This is a genomic window from Micromonospora sp. NPDC048909 (assembly GCF_040649635.1).
Lineage (GTDB): Bacteria > Actinomycetota > Actinomycetes > Mycobacteriales > Micromonosporaceae > Micromonospora.
Genome location: NZ_JBEZFU010000007.1, coordinates 200,233 through 216,927 on the forward strand (window position 1 = coordinate 200,233; position 16,695 = coordinate 216,927).

The following is a 16,695-nucleotide window of genomic DNA, read 5'->3' on the forward strand; positions in this document are numbered from 1 at the left end:
GTGCCGGGAACAGGTAGTGCTTTCCCGACTGCCCGGCAGGGTGCCTATCGCGTGCCTGTCCTACGCGGTTTCCGTCTCTGCGCGCCGGGCCAGCTGGTCGTGTGACTGCTCTTCCGCGGAGCCGCCACCGTCATGGCGCACCAGCGTGGCGGGGCCTGGTTGATGCGGTACGTCACGATTTTGACCGCCGGGCGAGCCATCCTCCGTCTGGCTCAGCGCAGTGGCCGAGGGCATCGGCGGTGCCGCGAGGACAAGGGCGACGAGCAGCAGGGTCGCGAGCACGAGTTCGACGATGACCGCCGAGGCCACGATCAGTGGGCCGGGTTCTCGCCACCAGTGATCGCCCACGCTGGCGATGACGCCGGCAAGCACCGGGGTCAGCAGGCCATAGGTGAGCATCCCGTACACCACGAACGTCAACGACCTGACGCGCGAGTTTCGGGTCTTGCTCTCTACCGCATGCGGATGCCGCTTGCGTCGCCGCCACCGGACGAAGACCAGGACAGCGATCCCCATCAAGACCGCCACTGGCACGGCCCATACCGCCCAAATCCAGATGGCGCTTGGCGCGTCCGCTGAGACAAGTCGCAGGTACCGGTCTGCCGTCATCGCCAGCAGCAGGCTGATCCCCACTGTCACGCCATAGACCATCCCGGCTGCGATGCGCGGCAGGTTGACGATCGCTGGGTCCCGCCGCGCCGCTTGGGTCCGCTGGTCCGTGGCCGTCCGCGCCTGCGCGTCCTCGCGTGACTGTTGGGTTGTCTCGTCTGCGCTCGCATCCATTGGCGGTAGTTGCTCGGCGTGGGCGTCGAGATGGGCTGCCAGCAGCCAGCAGATGCTGGACACGACGCCGGCGGCGCCGACGCCGAGCATGCCGCTGGCGAACATCCCGTCGGTCCAGACTCGGGCGCATTCGCCGTCGTTTCCGCTGCCGGTGACGTGGCTGAAGAGGTAGCTGTCGAAGCCGAGCACGATGAATGTCGGGCTCAGCACCGCCAACGCCTGGGTGTATCGACCGCCCCGCATGGCGAACAGCATCACGATGCCGGTGAAGACGAAACCGGCGAGGACGCCTGCGAACTGGGAGTTGGTGGAGGCCGAGGTGATGATGCTCCAACCATGACTTGCGCAAGCTTCGGCTGGATTCATACGGACAGGATCACGAACGAGACTCGCGGGGAGTAGTTGCTTGACCGCTACCTGACAGGCGAGTTGGGTCGTGCCCGCCCGACGGCCGGCAGACCTTCGCCGCTGTACTGCGGTCGAGGGTGTCAGACATGGTGGTGCTGCTGTCAGACCCGGGTCAGGTACTGGGGTGTCCGCCCGAGCTGACAGACGCCGGTTTGAGGGTGCGGAAGTTCCCGTGGTGCGCTGCCGAAGGCGCTGCGGCTTCCGTTCCGCCGCCGGGTCCCGAGGTTGGGGCTGACGCGAGTTGGGCGCCTCGGGTGCCGCGCTGTTTCTGGTGCGCTGACACTCACCGATACCCGCCACACCCGACAGGGAGGATGGGCTCCTCCCGAGGGCCTGTCGCGGCTCGCTGAAGCCCTGCCTGCGGTGCCCGGCGGCGGTGCCCGTGACCGCCGTTTCGACACCCCCACCCCTCGCAAGGGCGAGGGGTGGGGGCCGGAGGTGAACCCGCCCATGTCCCGCATCCCCGCACGTCTTCGTGCCCTCACTCGCTCCCCCGGCGTCCGCCGCGCCGCCACGCTGACCGCCACGGCGGTCCTGGTGGTGGGGGCGCCGGCCGCCGCGCACGCTGACCCCGCTTCGTCGGAGGTGGTGGCAGCGAACTCCCTGCCGGTCGTCCTCAACAACCTGCAGACGTGGCTGATCGGCATCCTCGCCGCCCTGGCCACCCTGTTCCTCGTCCTGGCCGGGGTCTACTGGGCGACCGCCGGCGGTGACCCCGCTCAGGTCGAGCGGGCCAAGGCCGCGCTGCGCAACGCCCTGGTCGGCTACGGCCTCGCCGTCCTCGCACCTGTCTTGCTGCAGGTCGTCCGCGGCATCGTCGGAGGCTGATCATGGGTTGGCTGTTCGATCAGATCCTTGACTGGCTGGCGGCGGCGATCCTGGCGACCCTGGACGCGCTGATCGGGGTGATCAGCAGTGCGCTGCTGGTCACCCCGAATGTCACCGCCCTGCCGCAGGTGCAGGCGCTGACCGGCCGTTCCGTCCTCGTCGTCGACACCGTCTTCGTCCTGGCTTTCGTTGCCGCCGGGGTGCTCACCATGACCTCCGGCGGTGACGAGCGTTCCCGCTACACCGTCAAGGACCTCATCCCCAGGCTGATCGTCGGGTTCGTCGCCGCGCACTTCTCCCAGCTGTGGTGCGGCATGCTGATAGACCTCGCCAACGCCCTCACCACCGCCCTCACCACCGACGACGGGGACAGCGCGGCAGCTCTGCGGGCGATCAAGACCCACGTCGCTGCGGGGCAGGACAAGACCGCGGTCCTGCTGTTCGTAGTGTGCGTAGCGATCATCGCGGTGCTTCTCGCCGGTACGGCGTTCAGCGTGATCGTCCGCTTCGCCGGCGTGCTCGTCCTGACCGCCTTCGCCCCCCTGGCATTGGCGTGTCACGCGCTGCCGCACACCGACGCGCTCGCTCGCCTGTGGTGGAAGTCGTACGCCGGGGTGCTGGCGGTTCCGGTGATGCAGGGCTTCACCCTCTACGCCGGGCAGTGGATGCTCACCGACCCGCACCATCTGCTGCCCGTGCTGGGTCTGCCGGTGGAGCCGGGCGGGGTGATCAACCTGTTCGTGGTGATGGTCATGCTCTGGACCACCCTGCGGGTGCCCACCCTGATGCGCCGCTTCGTCTCCGCCGGCACTAGCGGCGGTACGAACATGATCGGCGCCGCGGCACGAGTGATCGTCGTGCAGCAGGTCACCCGCTCGGTGCCCGGGCTCGGCCGCGGCCTGAAGGCGGTGGGCCGATGACCGCCCGCGATCGGATGGAGGTGGGGCGGGCGCGGATGCCCGCCGACGTCGATGCCCCCGACAAGGTCGCCTACGGGCTGACGTTTCGGCAGCTGGCCGTCCTCGCCGTCGCCGCCCTCGCCTTCTACGGCGCCTGGCAGGCCCTGCACCGGGTCGTGCCGGCGCCGGTTCTCGTCGGCGCCGCCGTGATCCTCGGCGGGCTCGTCTTCGGCATCGCGGTCGGCCGGCGCGACGGCCTGCCCTTGGACGTGTGGCTGCTCGCCGCCGTGCGCCACGCGCGGGCACCGCACGCGTTGTCGACCACGGACACCACGTCGAAGACCCCTGACTGGGTGCAGGCCCCACCGTCGACGGTGATGCTGCCGGCGCCGTTGACGCTGCCCGCTGACGCGATCGACGACGGCGGGGAGATCTGCCTCGGTGGGGCGAGGGCGGCGATGGTCGCCGCGACGAGCGTCAACCTCGCCCTGCGCACCGCCGACGAGCAGGCGGCCCTGGTCGACACGTTCGGCCGCTGGCTCAACAGCCTGTCGGCACCGACGCAGATCGTGGTGTCTGCGCAGCCGGTGGACCTGCACTCCCACGCCCGGACGCTCGCCGCGGCGGCGGGCGGACTGGGGCATCCAGCTTTGGGCGACGCGGCCGCCGATCACGCCCGGTTCCTCGAGGACCTCGCCACCCGCCGGGATCCGCTGCGCCGGCAGGTCCTCATCGTCACCCGCACCACCGGTGAGCGGGGTGAGCACGCGGCGCGGCGCCGCGCTGACGACACCGTCCGGGCCTTGTCCGCTCTCGGTGTCACCACCCGCGCCCTCGATGGGGCGGCGGTCACTGCGGCGCTCGCCGCCGCCGCCGACCCGTACCGGCCAGCCCGCCCGGGTGGGCTGGCCGCCCCCGACACCGTCATCACCGCCTCAACACCCCGCGAGACCCGGCAGCCCGGAAGGAGCCGACAGAGATGAGACTGCCCTACCGATCCCGCCCCATCGAGCAGCGGCGTCAGACGAGCGGGGTGGCGGCGAGCGTCGCCCCGGCCGCGGTGGAGGTGACCCCGCGGATGCTGCGCGTCGGCGATGGCTACGCCGCCACTCTCGTGGTGACCGGTTACCCGGCCGAGGTCGGCCCCGCCTGGCTGGAACCGCTGCTGTCCTTGCCGGGCCGCCTCGACCTGGCCCTGCACATCGACCCGCTGCCGGCCCCGCTCGCCGCGTCCCGGTTACGCAACCAGCGTGCCCGCTTCGAGTCGTCGCGACGCGCGGACGCCGACGCGGGGAAGCTGGCCGACCCCTATGTGGAGGCGGCCGCCGAGGACGCCGCCGACCTCGCGCAGCGCCTCGCCCGTGGCGTCGCGAAGCTGTTCCGCGTCGGCCTCTACCTGACCGTGCACGCCCGCAGCGAAGACGAACTGCTCGACGCATGCGCGCAGGTGAAAGCCGCTGCCGCGTCCACGCTGATCGAGGTGCAGCCGGCCACCTGGCGCCACCTCGCCGGGTGGACCACCACCCTGCCCCTCGCCACGGACTCGCTGCAGATGCGCCGCACCATGGACACCGCCGCGCTCGCCGCGGCGTTCCCCCTCGCCTCCGCCGACCTGCCCGCGCCGCTGCCCGGCGACCCGCCCGCTGAAGGCGGCGTGCTGTACGGGGTCAACCCCGACTCGCAGGGCATCGTGTGGTGGGACCGATGGGCGCAGGAGAACCACAACTCTGTGGTGCTGGCCCGATCGGGCGCCGGCAAGTCGTACTTCGTCAAGCTGGAGATCCTGCGCAACCTCTACCAGCAGGTGCAGATCTCCGTCATCGACCCCGAAGACGAGTACCTGCGCCTCGCCGACGCGGTCGGCGGATCAGTGATCCGGCTCGGCGTGGCCGGGGTGAAGGTCAACCCGTTCGACCTGCCCGCCGGAGACACCCGCCCCGACGTGCTCACCCGACGCGGGCTGTTCCTGCACACCCTCATCAGCGTGCTGCTGGGCCAGCAGCCGTCCCCGGCGGAACGGGCTGCGCTGGACCGGGCGATCCTCGCCGCGTACCGCAGCGCGGGTATCACCGCGGACCCGGCCACCCACCACCGCCCCGCACCACTCCTACGGGATCTCGCCGCCTGCCTGCACGGCGACAGCGATCCGCCCGCCGCACAGCTGGCCGCCCGCCTCGCCCCCTGGGTACACGGGTCCTTCTCAGACCTGTTCGACGGGCCCAGCACCACCCGCGCCGACGGGCACCTGGTGGTGTGGTCGCTGCGGCACCTACCCGACGAACTACGCACCGTCGGCACGCTGCTCGCGCTGGATGCGATCTGGCGGCAGGTCGACGCCCCCAGCCGAGCCGGGCTGGCCGTGCGACGGCTTGTGGTCGTGGACGAGGCGTGGCTGCTGATGCGCGACGGCGAGGGCGCTCGGTTTCTGTTTCGCATGTCCAAGGCCGCCCGCAAGCGCAACGCCGGCCTGACCGTGATCACCCAGGACGTCGCCGACGTCCTCGGCACCGACCTCGGGCAGGCCGTCGTCGCGAACGCCGCCACGCAGGTGCTGCTCAAGCAGGCCCCGCAGGCCATCGACGCCGTCGGCGCCGCGTTCGGCCTCACCGCGGGCGAGCGGCGGCTGCTGCTTACGGCGCGGGTCGGCACCGGCCTGCTGATCTCCGGCACCAACCGGAGCAGTTTCGAGGCCATCGCCTCCGACGCCGAGCACCTGCTCTGCACGACACGCCCCAGCGACCTCGCCGACCTCGAGGACGAGGGAGACGACCTGTGAGCCCGCATGCCGTCGCCATCGCCATCGCGGCTCTCCCACCGTCCCCGCCGGTGCCCGGCCCATCCGGGCCGGGCACCGGCTTTGTCGTACCGCCGACCGGCCCGACCCGCTGGGTCCTCGACACCGCCGCCTGGGCTGGCCAGCGGCCGTGGCTGCTGGCCGTGGCCGCCGCCGTCCTGGTCACCGTGGCCGCCGGGCGTAACCTTCTCGCCCTGTGGCGGCACCGCAGGCACGCCGACGGCGCCCGCCTCGTAACGATCGCCCCGCCGCCGGAGGTCGACCCGCACAGCGCAGAAGCCCTGTGGGCGAACCTCACCGGCACCCTCACCCCATCACGCCGCCGCCGTTGGCTCTGCGGCAGCCCTCACGTGGTGTGGCAGTACGCCTGGACCGGCCGGCGATTGTTGATCTCCGTGTGGGTGCCCGGCACGGTGCCACCCGGCTCGGTCGAGGCAGCCGTCTGCGCCGCGTGGCCCGGCGCGATATGCACGACAGACCACGCTCCCGGCGCGCCGATCCCACTCGAGGCGGCGGCGGTGGGCGGGCATCTGCTGCCCACCGCCGCCGAATGGCTGCCCCTGCACACCGACCACGACAACGACCCGCTGCGGGCGCTGATGTCCGCCGGCTCCGGGCTCCGGGCGGACGAGCACGCCTGCGTGCAGGTCTTCGCCCGCCCCGCCACACCCCGCCGCGCCCTCCGCGCCCGGCGGGCCGCCGCGCGGCTGCGCGACGGCAAGACCGCCATCCCCACCATCAACCCTGCCGCGCCGCTGCTCTGGCTCATCGAACTGTTCCTGCCCGCACGCACCCCAGGCAGTGCCCGACCCGCCGCCGCAAGCCGACGAGACCCAGGAGTGGAACGCGACGTGCGCGCGATCCTCGACAAGAGCGCCCACCCGCTGTGGGAAACCGCGATCCGCTACGCCGTCGCCAAGGACAGCCAGCGCGCCACCACCGACCAGCGGCCCCGCCTGCGGGGCATCGCCGACACCATCGCCTCATCCTTCGCCGTGTACTCCGGCCGTAACCGCCTCACCCACCGGGCCCGCATGTCGGCACCCGCCGCGGTGCTGGCGTCCCGGTGCCTCGGCGCCGGGTTCCTCACCTCCACGCCCGAGCTGGCGGCGCTCGCCGCACTGCCGCGGGACCTGGCCGTGCCCGGCCTTGACCGGGCCCGAGCCAAGTCCATGCCCACTCCCGTCGCCGTGCCCACCGGTGGGCGCGGCACGAAGATGATCGGCGACGCGCAGGTCGGCGGCCACGGCGTCGCCCTGTCCGTTCCCGACGCCCGCTACCACCTGCACGTGGTCGGCTCCACCGGCAGCGGGAAGACCACGCTGCTGGTCAACATGGCCGTCGACGACATCAGGGCCGGCCGCGGCACCGTCGTCATCGATCCCCACGGCGACATGGTCCTCGACATCCTCGACCGGCTCCCCGCGTCCGTCGCTGACCGACTCGTCATCTTCGACCCGGACCAGCCGAACCCGCCGAACATCAATCCGCTCGCCGGTGACGACCCCGACCTTGTCGTGGACAACCTCGTGTCGATCTTCGGGAACATCTTCGCCAAGGCGTGGGGGCCCCGGATGGACGACGTGATGCGGGTGGCCTGCCTGACCCTGCTGCGTCACGCCAACGTCACCCTGCAGCACATCCCGCCCCTGCTGAACTCGGCGCAGTTCCGCTCGGCGATGACCGTCAACCTCGACGACCCGGCCGGACTGTCCGGCTTCTGGCAGTGGTACGACGAACTCAGCCCCGCCCTGCGCTCCCAGGTCATCGGCCCCGTCCTGGCCCGGCTGCGCGCGTTCCTGCTGCGCGACTTCGTCAAACGCACCATGCGCTACCCGACATCCAGCTTCGACATGGGCAAGGTCCTCGACGGCGGCGCCCTGCTGGTCCGGATCCCCAAGGGCCAGCTGGGCGAGGACACCAGCAAACTGCTCGGCTCCTTGGTCCTGGCGCAGGTGTGGCAGGCCGCCACCGCCCGCGCCCGCATCGCCCCCGACAAGCGCCGCGACGCCACCCTGATCATCGACGAGGCGCAGAACTTCCTGACCCTGGCCAACAGCCTGGACACGATGCTCGCCGAAGCCCGCAAGTACCGGCTTTCCCTGGTGCTGTCGCACCAGGACCTCGCGCAGTTCCCCAAGGACCTCCTCGCCGCCGCGTCGGCGAACGCCCGCAACAAGATCTACTTCTCGTGCGCGCCCGAGGACGCCCGCGTCCTGGCCCGGCACACCCTGCCGGAGCTCGACGAGCACGACCTGACCCACCTCGACGCCTACACCGCCGCCGCCCGCCTCGTCGTCGGCGGCCGGCAGACACCTGCGTTCACGCTGCGCACCCGCCCACCCCAGCCGGTCGTGGGTGAGGCCACCACGATCCGGGAGACGGTCGCACGCGGCGTCGAGGCCCAGAACAGCAGCGCCATCGACGCTCTCGTCGACCGGTGGTCCCACGCCCGCGACGAGCGAGACGGGAGGGCCCGGGGCGGCAAGGACCGCTCCTGACAACCCGGAAAGCCAAGCCAAGAACGCGACATGGGCGCCTCAGCGTCTGTCAGCGCCACCAGGTCGGACCCGATCTGCGCCTTCGGTCAGCTCTTCACCGCCTCTTCACCACCGGTCAGCCGATGCCGCTGAGAGGACGGCGCGGGCGGGCCTGTCAATGCTGCACACCTGCCGTGACCGGCCACGGCTACGGCGGCCACCGATTCCAGACACCCCTCCCTCAGAGGGGACCCTCCTGTTTCCCCGGAAGGGAACCCGCATGTCCTCGACACTCCCCGACCCGCAGCCTCCCGACCCCACCGAACCCCCGCCTACTCCCGTCCCAGCCGTGCGCTCGGCGTCATCTCGCCGCCTGTCCCGCCAGGAACGCCTCGAGCTCCTGCGGCGGCTGACCCTGCGCGACCGTGAGCTGCTCGCCTGGCTCGCCGAGCATTACCTGCTGTCCACCGATCAGATCGCCCAAGCCCTGTTTCCGTCCCGGCGAGCGGCGCTGCTGCGCCTGGCCACGCTGCGCTCCATCGAGGCGCTCACCCGGTTCGTCGACGTCACCACCGGCACCAGCCAGCACCTCTACGCCCTCGGACCCCTCGGCGCCGTCCTGCACCCCACCGCCTACACCGACCCCGACCGACCCGCCGCACGCCCACCGCGCAGCAGCGTCGAGCGCACCGAACGCATCGTCGGCAGCTCGAAACTGCGCCACCTGCTCGGCGTCAACCAACTCTTCGTCGACCTGCACGCCTACACCCGCACCGACCCGAACACCCGCCTGCTGCGCTGGTGGTCCGAGCAGCACGCCACCGCCGCCTACGCCGCCGCCGACATCCGCCCCGACGCCCACGGCGTCTGGTCCGCCGGCGGCCGCACCGTCGGGTTCTTCCTCGAACACGACAACAACACCGAAAACCTGGGCAGGGTGCTGCGCAAGCTGCGCGCCTACGAACGCCTCACCGAATTCGGACCCCGCTACCCCGTGCTGCTGCGCGTGCGCGGTCGCCGCCGAGAGGCGAACCTCCTACGCGCCCTGGCCGGCCTGCCCACCGCCATGCCCGTCGCCACCGGCATCCACGACGAGCACCCCGCCGGCCCGGCCTGGACCCTGACCACCGACCCCGGGCTGCGCCGCTGGCTGCACGAGCTGCCCAGCGACAACGGCCCCGACAACCCCGCCACCAACCCGCACCGCTTCACCGACCCCGACACCGACGACTGATCCCGTCTTCGACTACCAGCGATAGGTAACACCTCCCAATAGGAGTTGTCACTGGGCGCGGCGCAATCCGACGGGGTCGGGTGTGCACTGGCAGGCGTGAACTACCGTGGGTTGCCCATCAGCCTGACCTGTTGGAGGCCGGAATGTCCGAGATCGAGCTCATCTCGGCGGCTTTGGCGACCGGGGCGCTCGCCGGCGCCGCGGGGGTGGCCAGCGACACGGTCCGGGACGCGCACGCCAAGCTGTGCGAGCTACTACGTACGCGGCTCGTCGGCCGGCCCGCGGCGCGGCAAGCGCTCGACTCAACCGAGCAGAACCCCGACCGGTGGGTCGCCGCCATCGGCAGCGATCTGGCCGAGGTCGGTGCCGACCAGGACGCAGACGTCCTTGCTGCGGCGCGGGCGCTGTTGGAGGCGGCCCAGTCGCACGGCCACCGCCGCGTGAACATCACGCATAGCAAGGGGATTGTGGTGGGCGACGGCAACAGGAACCACTTCACCTTCAATGGCTGACCGGTCACCTGACCTGGAACGCATCGATCCGGGTGGCGCGGCGCCAGGACACCGCCGGATCGATACCTAGCGCCACCCCGACACCGTGTGTGATGACGATACCGCCGGAGCGCCCCCGCACGCGTGGCTGGCGGATCTGGGCCGCTAGCGCGGCAATCTCTTCCTCGGCAACCAGACTGCTCACGTCAATCGCATTCACCGCGTTGGAGACGGTTACCGGCAGCCGCTGACGAGCCTGCTGCGCCTGCGCGGCGTTCTCAGGCGAGCTATCGCGGCAGCGCGCCAGATCGGCGCGCACCTCTGGATCACGCAGCAACGGCACCAGGTTCACCCGGCAGGATGTCATCCGGTAGATGTACGTCAGGTCCAGGCTATTGCGGTCGCCGATGGTGATTCCGGCGCAGTTCCATATGTTGGCCCAGTAGCCCTCGTGGAGGGTCGCTGATGTCTCGACCGTCCCGCCGGTTTGCCCCCGCTCGGACCTACGGGCCGGGCTGTACCGCCAGGCCGACAAGCCGAAGACCGGCACCTCACCGTCCAAATCGATGAGTTCGGCCACCTCGATGACCGGGCTTTCCACCACGCATAGGTGCTCGACGTGCAGCTGATTGTGGGCGCCCCACATCACACCCACCGAGTCCCGGATCTCCACTTCCGAAACCGAATCTGTCGGTATTTGTCCGTCGATCTCACCGCGCGCGTCAGGCGATACCACAGCTATGGGCCGCAGTCGGTCAGCCTCGTCGGCGAGCGCGTCAAGGGACGCCATCCACTCGTCGAAGCCGTCCTTGTCGTCCGGCGCCGAGTTCAGCCCGATTAGCTCGGCCAGCACGCAGCCGACCGTGCGCATGCATGCGTCCGGGGCGGCCAGCCGTAGCTCGTTCAACTCCTCGAGCAGGTCAGGAGTAGCGCGCACCGCCGGCAGTTTGCGGACGCGGTCGACCAGACGCTCGACCCGCGGCATCCGCTGGTCCACGAGTCGGTGCCACCGGGTGACGAGGTCCAGTTCGGCGATGGCGTCGGCCTGGGTCTTCCACAGCGCAGGCTCCACGACGACTACGGGTGGTCGCGCGCGGGGCAACTCGCCCAGTTCCCCACCTGCATGAGGACGCGGTATGGCATCGCGTGGCCGATCCATATCCGGCCCCAGTACTTCATCCGGCCGCTGGTCGCCCCCCGGGCGCCCGCCGGCTACCTCTGCAGGCTCCTCCCTCGCCTGCTCAACCCGGTCCTGTAGGACCGGGTCCGCTTGGTGGGGCCCGCGGCTGCGGTCCGACGCGTCGTCCGGCCTGGTGATCGCCGCCTCCAAGACCTCCGGTTCGCTGCCTCCGAACTCCTCCGGAACATCACCGGGGATAGTGGCGTCCACGTCTGGCGGCCCATCGTCGGCGGTGATCACGTCGCCGCCGCGGAAGAGGTACCCCGAGTCGAGGTCCTCGTCGGGCACCTCGGGGCCATCCGGCACGTCGTGACCGGTGTCGTTGGCTATGTATATGAGATCGTCGCCCACCACGGCCTCCGGGTATTCCCAGTGGCCTTCGGACCACGAATGGGTCGGCGGCGTTGGTTCCTGCGTTTCGGGACGGTCGGAGGAACTCGGAAATTCCATCGCCATCACACCCGTCGTCATCGATGTGCGTGCGTCCTCGGCGGCAAACAATCGACTACATAGTGCCCGAACGACAGGCAGACGCCGTCAAAGTGCCAGGAATCTTGCAAAGTCCGGACCCACTACTGGCTGCCACGCCTCGGAGGCTCGCTGACGGAGCCCGGTCCTTGGTTCAACTATCGGTCGAAGCCACACCGCCGCCTTCGCCGGCCTGCTCGTCTGACAGCGCAGGCCACGACCGTCTCCTGGTACGCGGCGAGTGGCTGTCGATGTGCGGTTGTCGAACCACGCCTCGCCTGACAGGTCCGCCGGGTCTGACATACGGGGATCCCCACACCGCGTGCTGCCGAGCCGAACGGCTGACAGTGCTGGTGGGCGCCGGTTCCCGACCACGACGCGGGCGACAGGCGCTGACAGAGCAGGCCGCTACCGTTTCCGGCAACACCACCCCACATATATCTCTTCACCCCGGTTCGGTCCCACTGCAAGGGATCCCTCGCCGCACCCCGGCGGTACGCGACGCCCACCCGCTTCGGCCGGTCGGCACACGCCCGCGCGGCGACATCCCTGACGGTCGCACCAACCACCGCACCACGTCCTGTCATCTGCGCCCCTGACCCGACCCATGCACCCGGTGGGCCGGTCAGTCCTGCGCGCCCACGCGCACCCAGTTCGAAGGAGGACGCTGCTTATGTCCACTGTCAACGGCACCCCGCTGACTCGCCACGGCAGCCGCGTGCCCGCCATCCCGCCACGACCCGCCCCGACGAAGGCCACACCGGCGTCGGCGCCGCAGCCGACCCGCACCCGGGCCACCGAAGTGTCCCGGCCGACGGTCGCGCCGGCGCCGAGCATCTACACGATGATCGTGTGCCTGCCCGACGAGCTACCCGCGGCGGCGCTCACCAGCCAGCATCTCACCACCCACTTCGGGGTCACCGGCACCCTGACGTCGCTGTTCTGGGCGACGCCGGGGCTGCGGCTGTGGGATCGCCGGCGGATGATCGGCCTGCGTAAGGGCCGCCCCGCTCCGTGTGCGGGTGGGCCGGTGCGGCTGCTCGACCTGCACGGCATGCGCCACGCCGCCGCGGTCGGCGCCGGCATCCGATACCAGATCTGGCAGCAAGTCGTGCAGGGCACCCGAGCGGCCGTCCCCTGGCCGGTGTTCGCCACCCGGCACCTCACCGACCCCGGCCGCTACCCCTACGACAGCGCCGTGGCCGACTTCCACGCGCAGCCCCGCGTCAACGCCATGCGGATGCATGCCGCCGCCACCCCCGGCCCCGGGCAGCCCGCGGTGGGTGAGCTGGAGATGTACCAGGCAGGCCAGATGGCCTACCAGCACTACAAGGCGGCCAGCGCCATCGCCGGGGACGCCCTGCTCACCGTCGACGGCCGCGAGTTTGCCCCGGCCAGTGACGCCCTCACCCACCGGGTGACCTACCTGGAGCAGGCCCTGGCTCACCTCGACACCGTCGACGCGGACCAGCGGCTGCTCGCGGTCGCCCTTTAAACCCCGACGCGGCAAGCCGGACGGACGAGGCCCTGATCCCCGCGCCCGGGAGTCAGGCGTATCGCCCGGGCGCTGCTTGTCCGCCCCCACGCACCCCTCAGAGACACCAGGAGGTATTCACTGATGAGGTCACGACACCGCGCCGGCGTCATCCTCGCGGCGCTCACCGCCGTCGAACACGACGCCGACAGTCGAGGCTGGGACGCCTCGCCCGCCCTGCTCGGTCTGTTCGACGCCACCACCGACCACCATGAGCCCCGCTTCGAGATCGACGAACTCGCCGTCGACCCCGCGTTCTGGTGGCTGCACGCGCAGACCGTTCCCGGCATGCGGCTGCCCTACTGGATCGGCCTGAAGACCCTCACCGCTCACCTCACCGCCGACGACGCGCAGCCGCGGCTGGCACGGTGGGCGCACGCCGGGCAGCGGCGCCTCGTCGGGCTGGCGTTCCTGGCCGAGGGTCTCGACACCAGCGACGCCGGCCGCCGCGCCGCGGCCACACACGGTCTTCCCGACGACCCCGACGGAGTACCGGTGCGGGCTGTGACCGCCTGCGACAACGACGGCCGGCACTACCAGATCCTGCGGCTGCGCAGCGCCGCCACCACCACCACGACTGTCGTCCTGGACGACCCGCCGGCCCGGGTGCGAGCCACCGTCATCCCGGCCTGCCTGCACCGCCTGCTCACCGCCGCACGCGCCTGACCGCCAGTCGACCGCGAGGGGCGCCAACAGGCGCCCCCGCGGTCGAGGCTGATCCGCCGCTCGGCCAATGGTCGCCTGCGCTCTGCGGCGCCCGCGTCGGCGGGAAGCCCGCCGCACTGTTCTGCATGGCACCTGCTTCACGCCACCGGCCCCGGCCAGCCTCCGGCTGCCGCCATCGTCCGTGGCCTCGGCTCGCGTCGGCGTGCGCCCACGCCAGTGATCGATCGGACCCATTCCACGACGTCCCGCCGCGTGGCGTGCTGGCTACGCGGCCGGGCGCCCCGGGCCGGGGGCGCCACACCAAGCCCCGGCCGGCACCAGGCCGCACTTTCCCTCTTCCACCCCCTATCTCGACTGATCGGGAGGCCCACCTGTCATGTCCGATCGACTGTGGTTCCGCGTCGAGGATGTGCTGCCCCTGGCAGAACACGCCCTCGCCTGCCCCACCCACCGCCTCACCCGGGCACAACTCGCCGCAGGCGAGCTCAACGGCCCGGCGTTGACTCTCACCCGCACCGGCGCCCGCGGGGTGCTGCGGTCCAACGGGGTCCCGCTCTGGCACACCCCGCAGGGCGACGAGCAGGCAACCGTCAGCACGTTCTGGCGCCCCAGCGCCGCCGCCAGCTCAGGCGAGGAGCCGGCGGAGGACCTGTACCTGCCGCTCGGGCCGGCCGGTCCCGCCGGCCGGCGGGTTATTGACGTCCTGCGCGCCGGACGCGACCTCGAACGGCCGTGGCTGGCCATTACACCCGACAGCAGCCCCGGCGACCCTCTCGACGGTATGCACGTGCAGGTCCTCGACCGGCGCGCGGACATCGCCCCGCCCGGTGTGCGCTGGCGACCCGCCATGGTCACCTCACCGCAGGCCGCCGGCCGGTCCTATCCCGCGCTGGTCGCCGACGGCTACACCACCGACGCCGGCGGCCTGATCTGCCGCTTCGACCCGCACACCGCCCGGCTCATCGCCGCGGTCCTCGCCGGCGGGTGGCGGCTGGGCGCCATGCCCGGGGAGTACCCGCTGCTGCGCTTCACCGGCGACACCCTCGTGTTGCTCGAGGAACGCGACACCGGCGGCGAGACCCGCCTCGACGTCGACGACCGCTGCTACCCCGACCGGGACGGCTACTACAGCATCGGTGCCTACCGGTGGCTCTGGCACACGGACAACACCTCGGCGCTCCCTCTGCGCGCCCGGCTGCGCCTGCACCTGGCCGCCTTGGCCGCGCGTACCCGCGCGGTAACCGCCAGCGGCCGGCAGCGCGCGCAGGCCGCCCCCGCCGTGTCTCCGCTCTAGAACCGGCCGCTCGACTTGATCAGCGCCCCGTTCGAAGCGTGGATCAGTGCTGACCTCCACATCCGGAAAGGAACATGTCCATGACCGACACACCGGAACCCGCGCCGGCCCACACCAAGGTCCTCGCCGCGCTCGGCGAACTCGGTGAGGCCACCGCGTCGGCGGTGGCTGAGCGCACCGGCCTCGGCTACTCCACCACCACGGCGAAGCTGCGCGCCTGGGAGCAGACCGGGCAGACCGAGAAGCTCCCCGCCGACGGCAACCGCACCGTGTGGCGGCTGACCGCCACCGGCCGCACCACCACCGCCACCTCGGGCCCACCGCCCTCACCAGACGCGGTGGACGACGCAGCCGCGGGCGAGCCCGCGCCGAGCACGTCGGACCCAGGCGTGCCGGTCGACGCCGGCCCAGCCCTCGATCAGGACGGCGAGCGGTCGGTGCCGCCGGTCGAGCCCGCAGACGACGAGATTCCGGGCCCCACCAGCGATGCTTCCGCTGCCCCGTCCACGTCGCGCGGCGACGGCGAACAACCGCCGCCAGCGCAGGCGGATCACGACGGTCGGCAGGCCGACACTGCCACCGGCGGCACCGAGGCCGCGGCAGACGCCGGCCCGGTCAGCGAGATCCCCTCCGAGGACGGCCGGCGGGCGAAGGGGTCCCTGCGAGCGGCGGTGCTGGACATCCTCGAAGCGCACCCGGACCGGCAGTACAAGACCGGTGAGCTGAGCAAGCTGATCGACGCGGCGAACGCCGGCACGAGCGCGAAGAAGGCCAGCGCGGGTGCGGTGCACAACGCGGCGGTCAAGCTGGTCGCCGCCGGCACGGCGGTGCAGACCGTGGAGCGCCCGGCCACCTTCCAACTCGCCCCCGCCGCCGACGGCCGATAGCCGCCATCTGTCAGGTAGCCCAGGGGCGGACGTTCAAGTTTGGCGGCTTCACGTCCGCCCCCGGTGCTCCTTCCATCGAAAGGAGCGATCTCAGTGTCTCCCATCGTGCACGCCACCGTCACTGCCGTCGGCGGGATCCTCGCCGGCCTCGCCCTCGCCGCAGCCTTGCTGTGGCGGCAGCAGCAAGCCCTCCAGGTGGCCCGCTACCAGGCCAGCCACGACGATGTCACCGGCTTGCCCAACCGGCGGCTGCTGCTCACCCGGCTCCGCGCCGCGCTCAGCGAGGGCGCGCCGTGCGGGGTGGTGCTGCTGGACCTCGACCGGTTCAAGACCGTGAACGACACCTTCGGCCACGACACCGGCAACCTGTTGCTGCACCACGTCGGGCGGCTCCTCGCCGGCCTCGACGCACCCGTCGAGATCGTCGCCCGACTCTCCGGCGACGAGTTCGCGCTGCTGGTGCGCGGCGACCGCGACGAGGTGGCCGCCGTGGCCCGGGCTGCCTGCCAGGTGATCGGCGGTGCTCCCCTGCGCAGCCGGACCCACGAGATCGGTGTCCGCGCGTCCGTCGGCTACACCCACACCCGCGTGCCCGCCCCACCCCGCCAGCTGCTCGCCGAGGCAGACGCGGCCATGTACCAGGCCAAGCGCGACCGGACCGGGGTGCACGGCCATCACCCGCTGGCCCCGTCCGGCGGACGCAGCCGCGACCGCCACTGACCTTCCGATGCCTGAAGGACCCCGCAGCC

The 16,695-nt window shown here is 71.5% G+C and carries 14 protein-coding genes; 12 read left to right on the forward strand and 2 right to left on the reverse strand.

Annotation, left to right across the window (positions count from 1 at the left end):
* Positions 1 to 60: 60 nt before the first annotated feature.
* Positions 61 to 1,149, reverse strand: coding sequence for a hypothetical protein (locus AB0C04_RS20810; RefSeq protein ID WP_357057001.1), 1,089 nt, complete (start codon positions 1,147 to 1,149; stop codon positions 61 to 63).
* Positions 1,150 to 1,641: 492 nt separating this feature from the next.
* Between AB0C04_RS20810 and AB0C04_RS20815 the strand changes: the two genes are divergently transcribed.
* The 7 genes from AB0C04_RS20815 to AB0C04_RS20845 all read left to right on the forward strand — a co-directional run bounded on the left by AB0C04_RS20815 (position 1,642) and on the right by AB0C04_RS20845 (position 9,938).
* Entirely contained in the window at positions 1,642 to 2,019 is a 378-nt protein-coding gene (locus tag AB0C04_RS20815) for a pilin (RefSeq protein WP_357057003.1), read from the forward strand.
* Positions 2,020 to 2,021: 2 nt separating this feature from the next.
* Positions 2,022 to 2,939, forward strand: coding sequence for a hypothetical protein (locus tag AB0C04_RS20820; protein WP_357057006.1), 918 nt, complete (start codon positions 2,022 to 2,024; stop codon positions 2,937 to 2,939).
* Between the two features lie 35 nt (positions 2,940 to 2,974).
* Entirely contained in the window at positions 2,975 to 3,901 is a 927-nt protein-coding gene (locus tag AB0C04_RS20825) for a PrgI family protein (RefSeq protein ID WP_357057287.1), read from the forward strand.
* Positions 3,898 to 5,694, forward strand: a complete 1,797-nt coding sequence (locus AB0C04_RS20830) for a DUF87 domain-containing protein (RefSeq protein WP_357057009.1) — start codon at positions 3,898 to 3,900, stop codon at positions 5,692 to 5,694. Before AB0C04_RS20825 ends, AB0C04_RS20830 begins: the two co-directional genes overlap by 4 nt.
* A gap of 50 nt (positions 5,695 to 5,744) precedes the next feature.
* Positions 5,745 to 8,213 carry a DUF87 domain-containing protein gene (locus AB0C04_RS20835; protein ID WP_357057289.1) on the forward strand — a complete coding sequence of 823 codons (2,469 nt, stop codon included), beginning with the start codon at positions 5,745 to 5,747 and terminating at the stop codon, positions 8,211 to 8,213.
* A 259-nt stretch (positions 8,214 to 8,472) separates the two neighbouring features.
* Positions 8,473 to 9,426: a replication-relaxation family protein gene (locus AB0C04_RS20840; protein WP_357057012.1), complete on the forward strand. Its 954-nt coding sequence runs from the start codon at positions 8,473 to 8,475 to the stop codon at positions 9,424 to 9,426.
* Between the two features lie 143 nt (positions 9,427 to 9,569).
* Complete coding sequence (locus tag AB0C04_RS20845) at positions 9,570 to 9,938, forward strand: hypothetical protein (RefSeq protein WP_357057014.1); 369 nt, start codon at positions 9,570 to 9,572, stop codon at positions 9,936 to 9,938.
* Between the two features lie 4 nt (positions 9,939 to 9,942).
* Here the strand turns inward: AB0C04_RS20845 and AB0C04_RS20850 are convergent, their stop codons facing one another.
* Positions 9,943 to 11,598: a hypothetical protein gene (locus AB0C04_RS20850; RefSeq protein ID WP_357057017.1), complete on the reverse strand. Its 1,656-nt coding sequence runs from the start codon at positions 11,596 to 11,598 to the stop codon at positions 9,943 to 9,945.
* 640 nt (positions 11,599 to 12,238) lie between these two features.
* Between AB0C04_RS20850 and AB0C04_RS20855 the strand changes: the two genes are divergently transcribed.
* From AB0C04_RS20855 to AB0C04_RS20875, 5 genes are all read left to right on the forward strand, one after another.
* Complete coding sequence (locus tag AB0C04_RS20855; RefSeq protein ID WP_357057020.1) at positions 12,239 to 13,060, forward strand: hypothetical protein; 822 nt, start codon at positions 12,239 to 12,241, stop codon at positions 13,058 to 13,060.
* Positions 13,061 to 13,183: 123 nt separating this feature from the next.
* A complete protein-coding gene (locus AB0C04_RS20860) occupies positions 13,184 to 13,765 on the forward strand; it encodes a hypothetical protein (RefSeq protein WP_357057023.1) in 582 nt (193 codons plus the stop codon).
* A 376-nt stretch (positions 13,766 to 14,141) separates the two neighbouring features.
* Positions 14,142 to 15,059 carry a hypothetical protein gene (locus AB0C04_RS20865; protein ID WP_357057026.1) on the forward strand — a complete coding sequence of 306 codons (918 nt, stop codon included), beginning with the start codon at positions 14,142 to 14,144 and terminating at the stop codon, positions 15,057 to 15,059.
* A gap of 80 nt (positions 15,060 to 15,139) precedes the next feature.
* On the forward strand, positions 15,140 to 15,946 hold the full coding sequence (locus AB0C04_RS20870; protein ID WP_357057029.1) for a MarR family transcriptional regulator: 807 nt from the start codon (positions 15,140 to 15,142) through the stop codon (positions 15,944 to 15,946).
* A gap of 93 nt (positions 15,947 to 16,039) precedes the next feature.
* The gene (locus tag AB0C04_RS20875) at positions 16,040 to 16,666 is read left to right on the forward strand and encodes a GGDEF domain-containing protein (protein WP_357057031.1); all 627 of its coding nucleotides are present in this window, start codon (positions 16,040 to 16,042) and stop codon (positions 16,664 to 16,666) included.
* Positions 16,667 to 16,695: the final 29 nt, after the last annotated feature.